At 67.8% G+C, this 18,324-nt stretch carries 15 protein-coding genes; 6 read left to right on the plus strand and 9 right to left on the minus strand.

The window, feature by feature from the left end:
* Nucleotides 1–43 precede the first annotated feature (43 nt).
* Both ASG79_RS01115 and ASG79_RS01120 read right to left on the minus strand, forming a co-directional pair.
* Nucleotides 44–382: a P-II family nitrogen regulator gene (locus ASG79_RS01115; protein ID WP_018768294.1), complete on the minus strand. Its 339-nt coding sequence runs from the start codon at nt 380–382 to the stop codon at nt 44–46.
* Nucleotides 379–1,740: an ammonium transporter gene (locus tag ASG79_RS01120; RefSeq protein WP_018768295.1), complete on the minus strand. Its 1,362-nt coding sequence runs from the start codon at nt 1,738–1,740 to the stop codon at nt 379–381. Before ASG79_RS01120 ends, ASG79_RS01115 begins: the two co-directional genes overlap by 4 nt.
* A gap of 226 nt (nt 1,741–1,966) precedes the next feature.
* Between ASG79_RS01120 and ASG79_RS01125 the strand changes: the two genes are divergently transcribed.
* Nucleotides 1,967–3,208, plus strand: coding sequence for an MFS transporter (locus ASG79_RS01125; RefSeq protein ID WP_026265614.1), 1,242 nt, complete (start codon nt 1,967–1,969; stop codon nt 3,206–3,208).
* A gap of 66 nt (nt 3,209–3,274) precedes the next feature.
* Here the strand turns inward: ASG79_RS01125 and ftsY are convergent, their stop codons facing one another.
* Together ftsY and smc are read right to left on the minus strand one after the other, a co-directional pair.
* Nucleotides 3,275–4,480, minus strand: coding sequence for a signal recognition particle-docking protein FtsY (ftsY, locus tag ASG79_RS01130; protein WP_018768297.1), 1,206 nt, complete (start codon nt 4,478–4,480; stop codon nt 3,275–3,277).
* Nucleotides 4,481–4,583: 103 nt separating this feature from the next.
* Complete coding sequence (smc, locus tag ASG79_RS01135) at nt 4,584–8,207, minus strand: chromosome segregation protein SMC (RefSeq protein WP_056387872.1); 3,624 nt, start codon at nt 8,205–8,207, stop codon at nt 4,584–4,586.
* Between the two features lie 200 nt (nt 8,208–8,407).
* Here smc and ASG79_RS01140 point away from each other — a divergent pair, with 200 nt between their 5' ends.
* The 3 genes from ASG79_RS01140 to ASG79_RS01150 are packed head-to-tail and all read left to right on the plus strand — an operon-like array spanning nt 8,408 to nt 13,118.
* A complete protein-coding gene (locus ASG79_RS01140; protein WP_056387874.1) occupies nt 8,408–9,460 on the plus strand; it encodes a 3-oxoacyl-ACP synthase III in 1,053 nt (350 codons plus the stop codon).
* A complete protein-coding gene (locus ASG79_RS01145; protein ID WP_056387877.1) occupies nt 9,454–12,150 on the plus strand; it encodes an alpha/beta fold hydrolase in 2,697 nt (898 codons plus the stop codon). Before ASG79_RS01140 ends, ASG79_RS01145 begins: the two co-directional genes overlap by 7 nt.
* Nucleotides 12,147–13,118, plus strand: coding sequence for an NAD-dependent epimerase/dehydratase family protein (locus ASG79_RS01150; protein ID WP_056388168.1), 972 nt, complete (start codon nt 12,147–12,149; stop codon nt 13,116–13,118). The genes ASG79_RS01145 and ASG79_RS01150 overlap by 4 nt, the downstream gene beginning before the upstream one ends.
* 24 nt (nt 13,119–13,142) lie before the next feature.
* Here the strand turns inward: ASG79_RS01150 and mutM are convergent, their stop codons facing one another.
* The 5 genes from mutM to coaD form a co-directional block, all read right to left on the minus strand.
* Nucleotides 13,143–14,111: a bifunctional DNA-formamidopyrimidine glycosylase/DNA-(apurinic or apyrimidinic site) lyase gene (mutM, locus tag ASG79_RS01155; RefSeq protein WP_056387879.1), complete on the minus strand. Its 969-nt coding sequence runs from the start codon at nt 14,109–14,111 to the stop codon at nt 13,143–13,145.
* A 6-nt stretch (nt 14,112–14,117) separates the two neighbouring features.
* Nucleotides 14,118–14,846 carry a ribonuclease III gene (gene rnc, locus ASG79_RS01160; protein ID WP_056387882.1) on the minus strand — a complete coding sequence of 243 codons (729 nt, stop codon included), beginning with the start codon at nt 14,844–14,846 and terminating at the stop codon, nt 14,118–14,120.
* Between the two features lie 20 nt (nt 14,847–14,866).
* On the minus strand, nt 14,867–15,070 hold the full coding sequence (gene rpmF / locus ASG79_RS01165; RefSeq protein WP_009356569.1) for a 50S ribosomal protein L32: 204 nt from the start codon (nt 15,068–15,070) through the stop codon (nt 14,867–14,869).
* Nucleotides 15,071–15,106: 36 nt separating this feature from the next.
* Nucleotides 15,107–15,631, minus strand: coding sequence for a YceD family protein (locus ASG79_RS22945; protein WP_082581631.1), 525 nt, complete (start codon nt 15,629–15,631; stop codon nt 15,107–15,109).
* A 122-nt stretch (nt 15,632–15,753) separates the two neighbouring features.
* On the minus strand, nt 15,754–16,254 hold the full coding sequence (coaD, locus tag ASG79_RS01180; protein ID WP_056387888.1) for a pantetheine-phosphate adenylyltransferase: 501 nt from the start codon (nt 16,252–16,254) through the stop codon (nt 15,754–15,756).
* 43 nt (nt 16,255–16,297) lie between these two features.
* On the opposite strand from coaD, the gene ASG79_RS01185 reads away from it, so the two are divergent.
* On the plus strand, nt 16,298–17,527 hold the full coding sequence (locus tag ASG79_RS01185) for an aminotransferase class I/II-fold pyridoxal phosphate-dependent enzyme (protein ID WP_186447729.1): 1,230 nt from the start codon (nt 16,298–16,300) through the stop codon (nt 17,525–17,527).
* Nucleotides 17,527–18,315: a spermidine synthase gene (locus tag ASG79_RS01190; RefSeq protein WP_200953130.1), complete on the plus strand. Its 789-nt coding sequence runs from the start codon at nt 17,527–17,529 to the stop codon at nt 18,313–18,315. The genes ASG79_RS01185 and ASG79_RS01190 overlap by 1 nt, the downstream gene beginning before the upstream one ends.
* Nucleotides 18,316–18,324: the final 9 nt, after the last annotated feature.

Here is an 18,324-nt window from a genome sequence, read left to right on the forward strand (position 1 = left end):
TTCGGTTCCCGCCCTGCCTGTCTTTATGGTTCCGTGCCGGTGCCTAGATGGCGGCCACTCCGCGTTCCCCGGTCCGGACCCTAACTGCTTCATGGACATCGATGGTCCAGACCTTGCCGTCCCCGGCCCTGCCGGTATTGGAACTGGCAATGATCACATCCAGGATGTCGTCTGCCTGCTCGTCCGTGGCCAGGACTTCCACCCGGATCTTGGGCAGGAGGTCCACGTTGTATTCGGCTCCGCGGTAGACCTCGGTGTAGCCGCGCTGCCGGCCGTATCCGCTGGCTGCGCTGACGGTCAGGCCCTGAACACCATAGGATTCCAGTCCCTCCCTGATGGCTTCGAGCTTTTCCGGCCGGACGATTGCAGTAATCAGTTTCATGCCCCCACGCTTTCCTTACCTGTTGCTGACTGTGACTTCTGCGTGCCCGGCGTCCCCTGGACTGGCGCGTGGGACTCGCCCTGGCCCTTGCCGGTGATCATGTCGTGCAGCGGCTGGAAGCTTCCGCCGTGTCCGCTCAGTCCGAACTCGTAGGCAGTCTCGGCGTGCAGGCTGAGGTCCACACCCACCGTTTCCTGTTCCTGCGAGACCCGGAAGCCCATGGTCTTGTGGATGGCCAGCGCAATGATGGCCGTCAGGACTGCGGAGTAGGCGATGGCGACGCCGGCTGCCGCGAGCTGCGCCCAGAGCTGGGTCAGTCCGCCGCCGTAGAAGAGGCCGCCGCCAACACCGTCGGTGGGCAGTGCGATGAAGCCGAGCGCCACGGTGCCGATGATGCCGGACACCAGGTGCACGCCGACGACGTCCAGCGAGTCATCGAAGCCCCAGCGGAACTTCAGGCCGACTGCCAGGGCGGAGGCTACGCCGGCCACGACGCCCAGGCCGAGTGCACCGACGGGGCTGACGTTGGCGCAGGCCGGGGTGATGGCGACGAGGCCGGCCACCACGCCGGATGCGGCGCCGAGGGAAGTGGGGTGTCCGTCGCGGATCCGTTCGGTGACCAGCCAGCCGAGCATGGCTGCTGCCGGGGCTGCGAGGGTGTTGATCCAGATCAGACCCCCCTGTTCGGCAGTGGTGGCTGCACCGCCGTTGAAACCGAACCAGCCGAACCACAGGATGGCTGCGCCGAGCATGACGAACGGGATGTTGTGCGGGCGGTGGTTGGGGTCCTTGCCGAAGCCCTTGCGGTTGCCGATGATGAGGACGAGGATGAGCGCCGCCACACCTGCGTTGATGTGGACCACGGTGCCGCCGGCGAAGTCGATGGCGGGGCCGAGGGCCTTGCCGATGGCGCCTTCGGGGCCGAAGAGTCCGCCGCCCCACACCATGTACGCCAGCGGGCAGTAGACGAGCGTGACCCACACGGGAACGAAGACGGACCAGGCGCCGAACTTGGCGCGGTCGGCGATGGCGCCGCTGATCAGTGCCACGGTGATGATGGCGAAGGTGGCGGCGTAGCCAACCTTGATCAGACCGTCAGGGGTGGTGATGCCCTCAAGGCCGAATGTGGCGAACGGGTTGCCCACGATCTCCAGGAAGCCTTCACCGGAGCTCATGGACGCGCCCCACAGCACCCAGACAACACCCACCATGCCGATGGAGATGAAGCTCATCATCATCATGTTCAGTGCTGCCTTGGCGCGGGTCATGCCGCCGTAGAAAAATGCCAGACCGGGTGTCATGAACAGCACAAGGGCTGCCGCCACCATGACCCAAACGTGACCTGCGGTAAGTTCCATGGTGCACGTCCTCTCTCATCGAATCTTGCGGAGTACTCCGCCTGCCAACGCCTTTTTGCGTCCTGTAATGAGTTTGTGGGCGGCGTGTTTCGCCCGCGGAGGATTTAGATTGCGGGCCTGTTACAACAACCTCTAGGAAGTAAATGGTGCATATCCGCCTTGTTACGGTTATGTTTCCGCACCCGCGCAGCCACCCGGCTCCCTTTCCTGCAAGGACTCCTTCACAATGACGGCAACACCCCGCGAAAGCGGCGCCACTTCGAGGTTTTTGGCCCGGCTAAGGCCTCGGCGGGAGAAACTTCCCCGCGACATTAAGGTGATGCTGGCCGCGGCGTTCCTGATTGCGCTTGGATTCGGGCTCGTTGCGCCTGTATTGCCGCAGTTCGCAACAACCTTCGGCGTAGGGAACACCGAGGCAGCCGTCATCGTGGCGATCTTTGCCTTCATGCGCCTTGCCTTTGCACCCGCCGGCGGAGCACTGATCGGCAAGCGCGGTGAACGGCCCGTCTATGTCGCTGGGCTGTTGATCGTGGCCTTGTCCACGGCGGCCTGCGCCTTTGCGCAGGACTATTGGCAGTTGCTGCTGTTCCGCGGCCTTGGCGGAGCCGGGTCCGTGATGTTCACGGTGGCATCGATGGCCCTGGTGGTCCGCCTGGCCCCACCCCAGAGCAGGGGCAGGGTCTCAGGTGCCTATGCGTCCGCTTTCCTGATCGGGAATGTGTGCGGGCCGATTGTGGGCGGTCTGCTGGCGGGGCTGGGCCTGCGGGTCCCGTTCCTTGCCTACGCCGGGGCCCTGCTCGTTGCCGCGTTTGTGGTGCAGACCCAGCTCAGCCACCAGCGCCGGGGCGGCGGTGAAACCCAGCACCGTCCGCCGGACATGCGCTTTGGCGAAGCCGTGGCTGCCGGAACCTACCGGTCGGCCCTGCTGTCCAGCTTTGCCAACGGGTGGGCCACGTTTGGCGTCCGCATGGCAACGGTGCCGCTGTTCGCCGCGGCAGCCTTCGGGGCAGGACCGCAGGCGGCCGGACTGGCGCTGGCAGTCTTCGCTGCCGGGAACGCCGCCGCGCTGACCTTCTCGGGGCGGCTGGCGGACTCCCTGGGGCGCAAGCCGATGATGATCTCCGGCCTGCTGGTGGCAGCCTTCGCGACTGCGGCGATCGGCTTGACCTCCGACCTGCCCTGGTTCCTTGCCGCATCGACGCTTGCCGGCGTCGGGTCCGGCCTTTTCGGCCCGGCGCAGCAGGCCGCCGTCGCCGATGTCATTGGGAACGCACGCTCCGGCGGCAAGGTCCTGGCCGTCTACCAAATGACGTCCGACGTCGGAGCGATCGTCGGACCGGTGGCGGCCGGGCTGCTCGCGGACCGGCTGGGTTTCGGCTGGGCTTTCGGCGTGACCGGCGGCGTCATGCTCCTGGCCGCCGTCGGTTGGCTGCCCACCCGCGAAACACTCCGGGTTAAACCCAACTAGCCCGCAGTTGTTGTCGTTTTGAGGGCTCAAAACGACAACTAATGCGAGCTGGTTGGGCTGGCTTAGCTAGTTCAGCAGGGCGTCGACAAAGCCTTCGGTGTCGAACGGGGCCAGGTCGTCGGCGCCTTCGCCGAGTCCGATGAGTTTGACGGGCACGCCGAGCGTCTTCTGGATGGCGACGACGATGCCGCCCTTCGCGGTTCCGTCCAGTTTGGTCAGGACGATGCCCGTGATGTTGACAACCTCCGAAAAGACCCGCGCCTGGTTCAGGCCGTTCTGGCCGGTGGTGGCATCCAGAACCAGCAGGACCTCGTCCACCTCGGCCAGCTTCTCCACCACGCGCTTGACCTTGCCCAGTTCGTCCATCAGGCCCACCTTGTTCTGGAGGCGGCCGGCGGTGTCGATCATGACAACGTCCACTTCCTGCTCAATGCCTGCCTTCACGGCCTCGTAGGCAACGGAGGCGGGATCGGCGCCGTCGATGTCCGACTTCACGGTGGGGACGCCGACGCGCTGCCCCCACGTGGCCAGCTGTTCCGCCGCGGCGGCGCGGAACGTGTCCGCGGCACCCAGCAGGACGTCCTTGTCCTCTGCCACCAGCACGCGCGCCAGCTTGCCGACGGTGGTGGTCTTGCCGACGCCGTTCACGCCCACCACCATCATCACGGCAGGCCTGTCCGCATGGCGCTGGACGTTCAGGCTGCGGTCCATGGAGGGGTCGACAAGCTTGATGAGCTCTTCACGGAGCATGGCCTTGACGTGTTCGGGGGTCCGGGTGCCCAGCACCTTGACCCGTTCGCGCAGGGCATCCACCAGCTGCATGGTGGGTTCGGTTCCCAGGTCCGCGAGGAGGAGTGTCTCCTCCACCTCGTCCCAGACGCTCTCATCGATCCGGTCGCTGGACAGCAGCGCCAGCAGGCCCTTGCCCATGATGTTGTTGGAGCGGACCAGCCGCTCACGGAGGCGGGTGAGGCGGCCCGCGACAGGCAGCGGTGTTTCGACGGGAATGGTTTCCAGCCCGGCAGCGTCGTCCGGAACCGTAGTGGTGTCAAGCCCTTCGAGGTCCACGCCCGCGGGCGCCGTGCGTTCGATTGGTCCGGCGCTGTCCGCTACGGCGGTGCTGCCGCCGGAGCGGACCTCAGGATCGTTGGCATCCCGCGTGCCGGGGTACCGGGTGATGTTCCTCCGCGTCTTGAGCAGGACCGGAATCAGGCCGCCGATGACCACCAGCGCAACAAGAATGGACAGGACAATGGGAAGGATGTCATTCACTCCCCTAGCTTCTCACAAACGGCCTGCCCGGTTCGGGCGCGCAGCCCGCCCCTGACCTGCCCCAATGCGGCGCCCCCGCGGCCGCCGGACGCCGGCGGTGCTGCTACACCTCGGAAACGAGCCGCTGGCTGATCACCGTGGAAACGCCGTCGCCCCTCATGGTGACGCCGTACAGTGCGTCCGCCACCTCCATGGTCCGCTTCTGGTGGGTGATGACGATGAGCTGGCTGGACTCCCGCAGTTCCTCGAAGATGGTGATCAACCGGCCGAGGTTGGTGTCGTCCAGCGCCGCCTCCACCTCGTCCATGACGTAGAACGGCGAGGGCCGCGCCTTGAAGATGGCCACCAGCAGCGCCACCGCGGTAAGGGACCGCTCGCCTCCGGAGAGCAGGGACAGCCGTTTAATTTTCTTGCCCGCAGGACGGGCCTCCACTTCGATGCCTGTGGTGAGCATGTCCCCCGGGTCCGTGAGGACCAGGCGGCCCTCGCCGCCGGGAAAGAGCCGCTCAAAAACCCGGACAAACTGGACCTGGGTGTCCTCGAACGCCTCGGCGAAGACGCGCTGGACCCGGTCGTCCACTTCCTTGATGATGTCCAGCAGGTCCCGGCGGCTGGCCTTAAGGTCCTCAAGCTGGGTGCTGAGGAACTGGTGCCGCTCCTCCAGTGCCGCGAATTCCTCCAGGGCCAGGGGGTTGACCTTGCCCAGGCTGGCGAGGTCGCGTTCAGCTTTGCGCAGCCGTTTCTCCTGCTCCTGCCGGACGTAGGGCTTCCCTTCCCGGATTTCTTCCCCGCCGGCGTCAACGGGAGCCCGCAGCGCGGCCCACTTGTCGCCGGTCTCCTCCGCAGGCACGGGAACCGGGACGTGCGGCCCGAACTCTGCCACCAGCGCTTCGGGGGTGATGCCCAACTCGTCCACGGACCGGGATTCCACTGCCTCGATCCTGGCCCGCTGCTGCGCACGGGCCAGCTCGTCCCGGTGCACGTTGTCGGTGAGGTCGGCCAGTTCGCGGGCCAGGGCGTCGTTGGCTTCCCGGATGTCCCGAAGCCCACGGTCACGCTGTTCGCGGTTTTCCTCGGCCAGGTCCCGTTCGTGCCGGGCGAGGTCCACCGATACGTCCACGTAACGCAGTGCCAGTTCCGCCGCGGCGGAAACGGCGGCCGCACGCCTGGCCTGGATGCGGCGGCGCCGGGCACGCTGGGCTGCTTCCTCCCGGGCACGGCGTTCGGTGGCGGCGGCGCGCTCCAGGGACGCCACCCTGTTGCGGGTTGCCGCCAGCTGCTCTTCGGCGCTGCGCAGGGATAACCGCGCCTCCACTTCCGCTGCACGGGCGGCGGATGCGGCACGGGCCAACGCGTCCCGCTGTTCGGTGGAGGGCTCCTCTTCAATCGGAGCCTCCTGGGCGGCGGCCAGCCGGGCCGTGATGGCAGCGAGCGCCTCCTCCTCCGCGGCAACGTTCTCCGCAGCGCGTGCCAGGGAGGCAGCCAGGCGGTCGCTCTCACCGACGGCGCTGCGCAGGACTGAATTCAGGTGGCCCAGGCGTTCGGCCACGGCGGCCAGGCGGGCATCGGATTCGTGCAGTTTGTCCAGGGCAGCGTCCGCCTCCTCCTGCACTCCGGCGCGGCGCGCCTCGGCGGCGGCCAGGGCGAACCTGTTCCGCTCCAGGTCTGCCGTGACCGCCGAAAGGCGGGGGTCGGCGTCGTCCACCGCCGCCTGCACCTCAAGGAGGGAGGGCGCCTTGGCAGAACCGCCGGCAACGGATACGGCGGTGAACACGTCCCCCTCGCGGGTGACCGCCGTGAGTCCGGGCAGCCCGGCCACCAGCGCAGCCGCGGCGTCGATGCTTGCGACGACGGCGGTTCCGGACAGCAGGTGCCGGACCAGCGGGATGTGCTCCGCAGGTCCGTCCACCAGGTCGGCGGCCCATTGCGCACCATCGGGCAGCGGCACTGCTTTGGGGGCGGCCGCTCCTCCCGGCGTGGACTCCGTGGCGGGGTCACCCAGGTGGCCTGCCACCGCTGATGCGAGGAGCAGCGACGCCCGCCCGGCGTCGTCGTCCTTGAGCACCTTCAGGACGGCGGCCGCCGTGTCCTGATCCTGGACGAGGACTGCCTCGGAGGCCTCTCCCAGCGCGGCAGCGACCGCCGCCTCGTAACCACCCTGCACGCTGATCCCGGCCGCCAGGCTGCCCAGCACCCCGGACAGCCCTGACTCCAGTACGTGCCTGGCACCGTCCTTGCGGTCCAGGCCGAGCTTAAGAGCGTCGAGCCGGGCGGCAAGGGCGTCCCGCTTGCGGACGCCTTCGTTGACGGCGGCCTTGAGCTGGGCAATCTCCTGAAGGACCGCATCAAGTGCTTTACTGGCGGCCTCGTAATCGGCGTCGAGGGATTCCTCCCCTTCCTCCACGCCGGCCACCTGGTTTTCCAAGGCCGTGAACTCGGCCTGGGCGCGCGCCCGCCGTTCCGTGCCGGCGGCAAGGGACTCCCGCAGCCGGCCCAGTTCTGCCTGCGCGGATTCCACCCGGGACCGGGCCGCCGCCACTTGTCCGGCCAGGCGGGCCAGGCCTTCCCGCCGGTCCGCCGCGGCCCGGAGCTGGGCCGTGAGCCGCCGGTCCTCGGCCACGGCTGCCTGCTCTGCCTCGGCCTTCGCGGCGCTGGCCGTGTCCAGGGTGGTGCGCCTGGCGTCGATGTCCCGTTCGAGCTCGGCCAGCTCCTGCCGCACCCTGGCGGCTTGGCGTTCGAGCTGTTCGGGGTCCCGCGCGGATGCCGGTGCGGCATCGTCGGAGCCGAGCAGGCGGCTGCGCTCGGTGGCCAGCGAACCGAGCGACCGGAGGCGCTCCCGTGCAGTGGACAGCTGGTACCAGGTGTCCCGCGCGGCGTTGAGCCGGGGTGTGGCTTCGGCAGCCAGCTGCTCCAGCGCCGCCTGCTGCCGGCGCCCGGCTTCGAGTTCATGTTCGACGGCGGTCCGGCGGGCTTTGAGCGCTGCCTCGTCCGCCACGTCCTGCTGCAGCGCCTGCTGCAGCTGGACGAGGTCATCGGCGAGCAGCCGGGCACGGGCGTCCCGGACGTCGAACTGGACGCGCTGGGCGCGGCGGGCCACTTCGGCCTGTTTGCCAAGGGGCGTCAGCTGGCGGCGGATCTCCCCGGTGAGGTCTGTGAGGCGCTGCAGGTTGGCCTGCATCGCCTCCAGCTTCCGGACGGTCCGTTCCTTGCGCCGGCGGTGTTTGAGGATCCCCGCCGCCTCCTCGATGAAGCCGCGGCGGTCCTCGGGGGTGGCGTGCAGGACGCGGTCCAGCTGCCCCTGGCCCACGATGACGTGCATCTCCCGGCCCAGCCCGGAGTCGGAGAGCAGCTCCTGGATGTCCAGCAAACGGCAGGCGGCACCGTTAATGGCGTATTCGGAGCCGCCTGTCCGGAAAAGCGTCCGTGAGATGGTGACTTCGCTGTATTCGATGGGGAGCGCGCCGTCGGCGTTGTCGATGGTCAGCGAAACGTGGGCGCGTCCCAGGGGCGGCCGCCCGGACGTCCCGGCAAAAATGACATCCTCCATCTTGCCGCCGCGGAGAGTCTTGGCCCCCTGCTCCCCCATGACCCAGGCCAGGGCGTCCACCACGTTGGACTTGCCGGATCCGTTGGGACCCACGACGGCGGTGACGCCGGGTTCGAAGTCGAAGGTGGTGGCAGAGGCAAAGGACTTGAACCCCCGGACGGTGAGGCTTTTGAGGTGCAAGGCTTTTCAGGTCTCCTGGAGCGGATAGGACAGTTTTGCTGGAACCGGCTCACTACAATCTACTGCGCAGGACCGACAATTCCCGGCAGCAGCACCCGGAAGCCGGGGCCGGCGCCACGGCCGGATATGCCGGTTCCGGCCCGGCAAAGGCATAGTTAAGCTCTTGAGCCTGCGTTTATGTGGGTACAGTCACCGCATGAATGCGCGACGGAAACGAAGAGGGGCTTGAATTGGCAGGTAATGCAACCTTCCGCCACAGCAACACCGCGCTGCTCTCGGTGAGCAGCGTCGAGGCTCCAAGGATCGTAAGCTCCACGGACTTCGACCGCCACCTGGCGCACACCCTGAAGCGGCTGAAGTTTCCACCCCGGCTGCTTGAGCGCGTTGCGGGCATTACGCACCGCCGCTGGTGGGCCCCCGGAACATCGTTCGACGACGCCGCGGTGGAAGCCGGAGCCAAGGCCCTGGCCGAGGCAGGCATCGAAGCCTCCGACGTCGGACTGCTGATCAACACCTCGGTCACGCGCCGCAACCTCGAACCGTCCGTGGCGGTGAAGATCCACCACGGCCTGAGCCTGCCGTCGTCGGCCATGAACTTCGACCTCGCCAACGCATGCCTCGGGTTCGTGAACGCCCTGACCCTGGCAGCGAACATGATCGATTCGGGGCAGATCAGGTACGCCGTCATCGTCAATGGCGAGGACGCCCAGCTGACGCAGGAGGCCACCCTCGCCCGGCTCCAGCGGCCGGAAACCACCCGCGACGACTTCAACCGCGAGTTCGCCACGCTGACGTTGGGATCCGGGGCCGCAGCGGCTGTCCTGGGACCGGCCGATGAGCACCCCGGGGCCCACCGCGTGGTGGGCGGCGTGATGCGTGCCGGCACCGAGCACCATGAATTGTGCGTGGGCGGCATCGACGGCATGAGCACGGACACGAAAGGACTGCTCGACGGCGGCCTCCAGCTGGTCGTGGACGCGTGGCATGAAGCGCAGCCCGAGTGGGACTGGGCGGCCATGGACCGCTACGTCACGCACCAGGTCAGCAACGCCTATACACAGGCCATCATTGACGCCATTGACCTCGACCCCGACAAGGTGCCCATCACGTTCCCGCACTGGGGCAATGTTGGGCCCGCCTCGCTGCCCATGACGCTTGCGGCCGAGTCGCAGTCCCTGGATACCGGGGACCGCGTCCTGTGCATGGGCGTGGGTTCCGGCCTGAACACCGCAATGCTGGAAATCGTTTGGTGATCGCGGACTGGCCGGGCGTGGCCGCCGGGTGGTCGCGCCAGATTGATGTCCCTTCCACAGCCGGCGTCGACGCGCCGGGCACGGTGCGCCGCTGGCACCTGCTGGACAACGGCGCAGAACTCGCCGGCCGTGGCCTGGTTCCCGCCGGGACCCTGCTGTGCGTGCACGGCAACCCCACCTGGTCCTACCTGTGGCGGAGCCTGCTGGCCGCCGGATGCGACCCCGCGCATCCGTGGCGGGTGGTGGCGGTTGACCAGCTGGACATGGGATTCTCCGAACGCACGGGCACCTTCCGCCGGCTGGCAGACAGGATCCAGGACCTGAACGACCTGACGGACGCGGTGGCCTTGGAGGGACCGGTCGTCTCGGTGGGGCATGACTGGGGCGGAGTGGTCAGCCTGGGCTGGGCGCTGGCCCACCAGCACCAGTTGGCCGGCGTGGTACTGACCAACACGGCCGTTCACCAGCCTGCAGGCTCGTCCATTCCCCCGGCCTTGCGCCTTGCCCTGCACCCTGCCGTGCACACATGGGGAACCACCACATCCGACTCCTTCCTGCGGGTGACGCATTCGCTGGCGCACCCGCCGCTGCCCGCGGATGTCCGGAAGGCGTATATGGCCCCCTACCGCGGAGCCGAGCGGCGGGCCGGGGTGGGAAACTTTGTTGCCGACATTCCCGTGGACGCCTGGCATCCCAGCTTTTCTGCGCTCAGCGGCGTGGCGGAAGGCCTCCGGAACCTGAAGGTCCCTGCCCTGATGCTGTGGGGTCCGCGCGACCCGATCTTTTCCGACCGCTACCTCAAGGACCTCATCACCCGCCTCCCGCATGCTGACGTGCACCGCTACGAGGGCGCAGGACACCTGCTCGTGGAGGACCGCGACATCGCCCCGGCGGTTTTCGACTGGCTGGCCGGGCGCGTCAGCGGCGGCGGCAACGGTTCGCCCGCGGTGGGGAACGCCGCTTCCCAGCCACCGGCCCGCGCAGGTTTCCAGCCACTGTGGACGCTCCTCGCCGAACAGGCGGCAGGACCCGCCGGAGGTAAGCCGGCCGTCGTCGAAATGGCTGCGGACGGCACCGTGGCCCGTTCCCTCACGTGGCAGCAGCTGGACTCTGACGTCCACCGCCTGGCCACCGGCCTGCACCTGGCAGGCGTAAGGCCGGGCAGCCGGGTGAGCCTCATGGTCCCGCCCGGGGTGGACCTGACCGTGGCCCTGTATGCCTGCCTGCGGCTGGGAGCCGTAGTGGTGGTGGCCGATGCCGGACTCGGAACGAAGGGACTGAACCGGGCGGTCAAGGGGGCTACTCCCGACTTCCTGATCGGCATCGACAGGGCGCTGGCAGCTGCCCGCGCCCTGGGATGGGCGGCCAGGCGCATCAGCGTACGCGACCTCCCGGCCGCCCGCCGCCGGATTCTCGGAGTGGAAACCTCCCTGGCCGCACTAACAACGGCGGGTAGGGTGCGCTCCGCCGGGCCTGGCGACGGCAACGGCAACGGCAACGGCACATACTGGCCGGACCCGGACTCCCCCGCCGCCGTGCTCTTCACCTCCGGCTCCACCGGTCCGGCCAAGGGCGTGCTGTACACGCACCGGCAACTCGCCGCGATGCGGGACACCGTGGCCGAAACCTTCGGGATCCATCCGGGCCAGCGGCTGGTGGCGGGTTTCGCGCCCTTCGCCCTGCTCGGACCGGCACTGGGAACCGTGTCCGTGACGCCGGCGATGGATGTCACCGCGCCACGAACCCTGACCGCGCGGGCCCTCGCGGACGCCGCAGCGGCCATCGACGCCACCGTGGTCTTCGCCTCGCCGGCTGCCCTGCGCAACGTCGTCGCCACCAGCGGCAGACTCAGTGCGGAGGGCACCGCAGCGCTGAAACGGGTTGAACTGCTGCTCTCCGCAGGCGCCCCCGTTCCCGAACCGCTCCTTGCGGAGATGCAGCGGCTCCTGCCGGGTGCCTCCCTGCACACGCCCTACGGAATGACGGAAGCGCTCCCCGTCACCGACATCAGCCTCGAACAAATCAGGGCCGCGGCTTTCGACGCCGGATCCGGAACAAAGCCCGGCGCCGGCAACGGTGTCTGCGTGGGCCGGCCCGTCCACGGCGCCCGGGTGGCCGTCATCCCCCTGGCGGCAGACGGCACAGCCCCCGGTTCAACTCCTGTCACGGACGCGGGAATCACAGGAGAAATCCTGGTCAGTGCGCCGCACGTCAAGGATATGTACGACCGGCTCTGGCTGACCCAGGAAGCCAGCACCGGCGTGGCCGGATGGCACCGCACCGGCGACGTCGGCCACTTCGACTCCGACGGCCGGTTGTGGGTGGAAGGCCGGCTTGCGCACGTCGTCACCGCGCCCGGTTCGGTGGTGACACCGGTCGGCGCCGAACAGGCCATCGAACGCGTGGCCGGCATCCGGATGGCCGCGATTGTTGGCGTGGGGCCGGCGGGGACGCAGGCCGTCACCGCCGTGGTCGAGACGGTCCCGCCCGTCCGGAAAGCCGGGCCTGCCGGTCCGGAACTGGCTGGAAAGGTCCGGGAAGCCGCGCGCACGGCGGGCATTTCCGTGGCCGCCGTGCTGGTGGTCCCCGCGCAGCCTACCGATATCCGCCACAACGCAAAGATCGACCGGACGCGCCTGTCCCGGTGGGCTGCCTCCGTCCTGGCCGGCGGACGCGCGGGGACGCCATGAAAGTCCTCGTTACCGGTGCAAGCGGACTCCTGGGCCGCGGAGTCGCCGGACAACTGGTGCACCGGGGCCATGACGTCACCACCTTCCAGCGGCGTCCCTCAGGGGTCGACGGCGCCACGGACCACCGCGGATCCCTCACCGATGACGCCGCGGTCAGCGATGCCGTCCGGGGTGCCGAGGCAGTCATCCACCTGGCGGCCAAGGTCTCCTTCACCGGCCGTGCCGCACAGTTCGACGAAGTAAACGTCCACGGCACCCGGCGGCTGCTCCTCGCCGCCCGCGCGGCCGGCGTGCGGAACCTAATCTTCGTGTCCTCGCCGTCAGTGGCCAATTCCGGCGCCGCCATTGCGGGCCTGGGGGCAGAGCCCGCGGACCCGGAGCATGCCCACGGGGACTACTCCCGCACCAAGGCCCAGGCGGAACTGCTGGCCCTTGCCGCGGACGCCCCGGACTTCCGCGTTGCTGCCGTTCGGCCGCACGTGGTCTGGGGACCCGGGGACACGCAGCTGGTGGAACGGGTGCTGGCGCGGGCTGCCCGGCACCGGCTGCCGCTGCTGGATGCGGGCGCCGCCCTGATCGATACCACGTACGTGGACAACGCCGCGTCGGCGATTGTTGCCGCGCTGGAGCGCATCAGCCACATCCATGGCAGGGCGCTGGTTGTCAGCAACGGGGAGCCACGGCCGGTGGGCGAACTGATTGCCGGCATCTGCGCCGCCGGTGGCGTGCCTGCCCCGTCGTGGTCCGTCCCGGGGCGGTTTGCCAGGGCGGCGGGGTCCGTAGTGGAAAAACTGTGGCTGAGGCTTGGAATGCAGGACGAACCGCCCATGACGAAATTCCTCGCTGAGCAGCTGTCCACCGCCCACTGGTTCGACCAGCGCGAAACCCGGGAACTCCTCGACTGGACTCCGGCCGTCCCGATCGACGAAGGCCTGGCGCGGCTGGCAGCACACTATGGCACCCGCTGAGCCCATCGCCTGGGCGGCCCGGTGCTACCAGCGGCCGTTGCGTGGCCGCGGCTGGCACACGGGGCAGGTGTGGGACGAACGGTTCATGAACTGCTCGCGGCGGATGACCGCCTGGATTCCTGCGGCCGCGCACCTTTTGCACGGCTCACCCTGGCGGCCGTACGCGTTGAGGGACCGGTCGAAGTAGCCTGAGGCGCCGTTGACGTTGACGTACAGGGAATCGAAGCTGGTTCCTCCTGCGGCCAGGGCATCGAGCATGACCTCGCGGGCGCTGTCGAGGACACGCCGGGCGTCCCCCCGGCGCAGGGTATCGGTGGGCCGGGCGTAATGCAGCCGGGCCCGCCACAGCGCTTCGTCGGCATAGATGTTCCCGATACCGGAGATCAGGCCCTGGTCCAGCAGTGCCCGCTTCAGGCCGGTCCGGCGCTTCCGAAGCCGCTGGTAGAAGAGGTCGAAGGAGAACGAAGGGTCCAGTGGATCGCGCGCAATGTGCGCGGCTTCGGCGGCGATCAGGGGAAGGGGGGATTCCGCGAGGCCGCCCGGGCCGCCGTCGTCCGTGGGTACCAGTGCGGTGACAAAAAGGCCTCCGAAGATCCGCTGGTCCACGAACCGCAGCTGGTCCGGCATGCCGTCGCGGGGACTGAGCCGGAAACGGACCTTGAGGTGCCTTTCATCGGGAACGCCGGGGCCCTGCATCAGCAGCTGCCCGCTCATGCCCAGATGCGCCATGAGTGCCACCGCGGGAACGCGGGTGTCCTCCCCGGCGTTCGGCAGCGCAGCGGTGCCGTCCAGCAGCGGCATCCAGAGGAACTTGCCGCGCCGCACGACGTCGGCCACCGTGGCGCCTTCGAGGTTGCCGATGAAGTCCCCTGCCCCGAGGGCGTGGCGCCGGATGGAGCGGGGATCGATGACGTCCACGGCGCGGATGGTCCTGCCGCGGACCCAGTTCACCAGGCCGCGGCGCACCACTTCGACCTCTGGCAATTCAGGCACGGAGCGCTACTTGGCGGCTATGGAGCCTGCGGAGGTGCTGGGGTCAGCCTGGGCCCCGGCTCCGGAGAGCACCCGCCAGGCGTCTTCCGCTGCCTCCTGTTCGGCTTCCTTCTTGGAATGGCCGGAGCCCTTGCCGTAGGCCTTGCCGCCAATGTTCAGCACCGCCGTGAAGGTGCGGGCGTGGTCCGGGCCGGAGCCGTCCACTGCATAGTGGATGCTGCCCAGCTGCCGGCTGGCGGCGAGTTCCTGGATGCTGGTCTTCCAGTCGGTGCCGGCGCCCAGGACTGCGGCGTCCTTCAGCAGCGGACCGACCAGCCGCATGACCAGCTGGCGCGCGGTCTCGATGTCGTTGGAAACGTACGTTGCCCCGATCAGGGCCTCCATGGTGTCCGCGAGGATGGAGGCCTTGTTCTTGCCGTGGGTGAGCTTTTCGCCCTGCCCGAGGTAGATATACTCACCGATGCCAAGGCTGCGGCCGATCCCGGCGAGGGCCCGGGTACTGACGACGGCGGACCGGCGCTTGGCGAGTTCGCCTTCGGGCAGGTCCGGGTTGTCCCGGTAGAGGGCATCGGTGACGGAGAATCCCAAAATGGAGTCGCCCAGGAACTCGAGCCGCTCGTTGGTGGGTATGCCGCCGTTCTCGTATGCGTACGAACGGTGGGTAAGCGCAAGACGAAGCGTCCCGGCGTCAATAGTGACACCGAGACGCTTCAGAAGCTCTTCAGTTGAAGACATCAGTCAGCCTGTTGGGCCGATTAGACGTCAGCGACCTTGCGGCCCTTGTACTCAAGGAACAGCGCGGTGCCGGCAGAGTCGGTAACGACCTTTGCCTGGTGCGGCAGGCTGTAGGTGACCTGGCCGTTCTCAACGGTCTTCACCAGGTGGGGGGCGGTCGCCTTCCACTGCGAGCGGCGGGCGCGGGTATTCGAGCGAGACATTTTCCGCTTGGGAACAGCCACGGCTAACTCATTTCTCTCTAGACAAACACGTACAAATCAATTTTGCCGGTCAGGCTTAGCCATATCAGCTAGGGCAGCCCAGCGAGGATCCAGGACCTCGTGGTGGTGCCCCGGCTCGTCTTCCAGGCGAGCTCCGCATTCGGAGCAAAGGCCCTGGCAGTCTTCCCGGCACACCGGCTGGAACGGCAGATTGGTGACAACCGCGTCCCGCAACACCGGTTCAAGATCGATTACATCGTGCTCGACTCGACGTTGCTCTTCATCATCTTCTCCATCCGAAAGCTGAATGCCCTCGTAGAAGAAAAGTTCTTGCACATTGACCTCAAGGTCATACGCAAGGGGATCCAGGCATCGGCCGCACTCGCCAGTAACTTCGGCAACCACGGTTCCTGATACCAGAATTCCTTCGTGTACGGCCTCCAGCCTCAGATCCAGCTCGACATCCGAGCCTTCCTGAACACCAATGAGCGCCACACCAAGATCACCCGGTGCGGGTACATGTTCCTTCAGTGTCCGCATGCTTCCCGGGCTGCGCCCGAGGTCCTTGACGTCGAACGCCAAGGGCGAACCAGCATCTCTGTTAATGAGAACTCCTGTTGAACATATGACCGACGTACCATCTTAGCCTGAAGAGCCGCAGCGACTCAAACCGGCACGAGGAAGCGCCGAAGTACCGATCCAGCCTACCGCTTTGGCTGCTGATCCGCCGAAGGCTCGCCGGAAACCATGCGGCGGTGCACCGAGCGGGGCACGTAGTCGGACACGCTGCCGCCCAGGGACGACACCTCTTTGATCAGGGTGGAGGACAAATGGACGTAGCTGGCCTCTGCCGGGAGGAACACTGTCTCCACCCCGCTCAGCTGCCGGTTCATGGTGGCCATGGGCAGCTCGTAGTCAAAGTCCGACGAGGACCGGAGCCCCTTGACGATGGCCGACACGCCCCGCTGGCGGCAGTACTCCGCCAGGAGCCCCTCGCCCACCGGTTCCACCACGATGCCCCTGAGCAGTGCCAGCGTTTCGCGCGCCATTTCCAGCCGCTCTTCCAGGCTGAACATGTACTTCTTGGCGTAGTTGGTGGAAATGGCCACGATGACCTCGTCGAAAAGACCGGCAGCCCGTGCGATGACTTCGAGATGGCCGTTGTGGATGGGGTCGAAGGATCCGGGGCACACAGCGCGTCTCATGCTCCGAACCTACCCCATGGAAAGGCCGGGATACCATGACTGGATGCATCCACCACGGGAACTTTCCACCCCCTTGGCACCTGCGCCCTGGCAGCGTACGGCGCTCGGTGCCAACCTCCTGGCGCCCGACGGCGGGCTGGGTGTCACCATCTTTGAAGAGATGACCACCCTGGCCGTCCAGACCGGGGCCATCAACCTGGGCCAGGGCTTCCCCGATGAGGACGGGCCTGCCGAAATCCGGGAGGCAGCCCGGGCAGCCATCGCAGCGGGGGCCAACCAGTACGCGCCCGGCAAGGGCCTGCCCGAACTCCGCCAGGCGGTGGCCGCACACCAGGAACGGTTCTACGGGCTTGCGCCGGACCCGGCAACCGAAGTCATCATCACCACCGGAGCCACCGAAGGCATCGCCGCGGCCCTCCTGGCCTTTGCCGGACCCGGCGACGAGGTCCTGACGTTCGAGCCTTTCTATGACTCCTACGGCGCGGTCATTGGGCTTTCCGGCGCCTCCCACGTCACGGTGCCGCTCGCTGCCCCGGACTTCATGCCGGACATGGCGGCCCTGGAGGCAGCGTTCAACGGGCGGACCCGCGTGGTACTGCTGAACAACCCGCACAATCCCACCGGCGCCGTTTTTCCGCCGGCCGTCCTGCAGCGCGTGGTGGAGCTCGCGGAGAAGCACGGCAGCATTGTCATCACGGATGAGGTGTATGAGCACCTCACCTTCGGCGTGGCCCATACCCCCGTTGCCACCCTTCCAGGGGCCGCCGCCCGCACCATCACCATTTCCTCTGCCGGAAAGACCTTTTCCCTGACCGGCTGGAAGATCGGCTGGCTGAGCGGGCCCGAAGAGTTGGTCTCCGCCGTCCGCACGGTCAAGCAATTCCTTACCTACAGCTCAGGCACTCCCTTCCAGGCCGCGATCGCCAAGGGGCTGGCCCTGCCGGACAGTTTCTACACGGGCATCGCCGCCGCCCTTGAGACGAAACGTGACATCCTCAGCGCCGGACTTCGGGCGGCGGGCTTTGACGTTTTCACACCACAGGGAACCTACTTCGTCAATGTGGATACGGCTCCGCTGGGCATCACCGATGCCCTGGACCTCGCCCGCCGCCTGCCGGCACTGGTGGGCGTCGCAGCCATTCCCGTTCCGGTCTTCTGCCATGCGGAAGGCGCGAAGCGGATGCGAAGCCTGCTCCGGTTCGCGTTCTGCAAAAAGACAGAAGTCCTGGAGGAGGCTGCGGCGCGGCTGTCCACCCTGCGCGGAAGGCTCTGATGTCCGGCGGCAGCGGCGTGCACGCCAGCCGCTTCCTGCGGACCACCGGCCGGCATGCCACCATCGAACCCGATGCGTTCACTGACGGGGGCTATGTACTGAGCATCGGCGGCTCCGAACAATCCCACGTCAACCTCGACCGGCCGGAGGACATCTTCTACGAATACCTCCGCAGGATCGGGCACCTGGTGGATCTGGCCGCCCCTCCCGGCGAGCCGATCAGCGCCCTCCACCTGGGGGCAGGGGCGCTGACGCTTGCGCGCTACATCCAGGCCACCCGCGCCGGTTCGCTCCAGTACGCGGTCGAGCTGGAACGTGAGCTGCTCGACTTTGTCCTTCGGCACCTTCCCATGCCCGACGGGACAGACCTGACCACCGTCATCGGCGACGCCCGCGAGGCGCTCGGTGCCCTCGATCCGGGACTCACGTTCGACGTCGTAATCCTGGACATCTTTTCCGGCCCGGAAGCGCCGGCCCACATCGCCACCAGCGGTTTCTACCGCGAAGCCAGGGAGCGTCTGCGCCCGGACGGCCTGCTGATCGTCAACGTGGGCGACGAGGCGGCCCTCACACTGGTCCGGAGCCAGGTGGCGGCGATGCGCGCGGCAATGGCGGATGTGGGTGCCTTTGCGGAAGCGGGCATGTTCGAGGGCAGGTACCCGGGCAACATCATCCTGGCAGGCACACAGGGCCCCTGGCCGGAATCGTGGACAGCTGAGCTGACCGCCCGGGGGCCCCACCCTGCCCGTGTCCTGGCGGGAGTGGATCTGGACCCCTTCTCGGGCTGAGCGCCTTGG

Source organism: Arthrobacter sp. Soil761 (assembly GCF_001428325.1).
GTDB lineage: Bacteria > Actinomycetota > Actinomycetes > Actinomycetales > Micrococcaceae > Arthrobacter.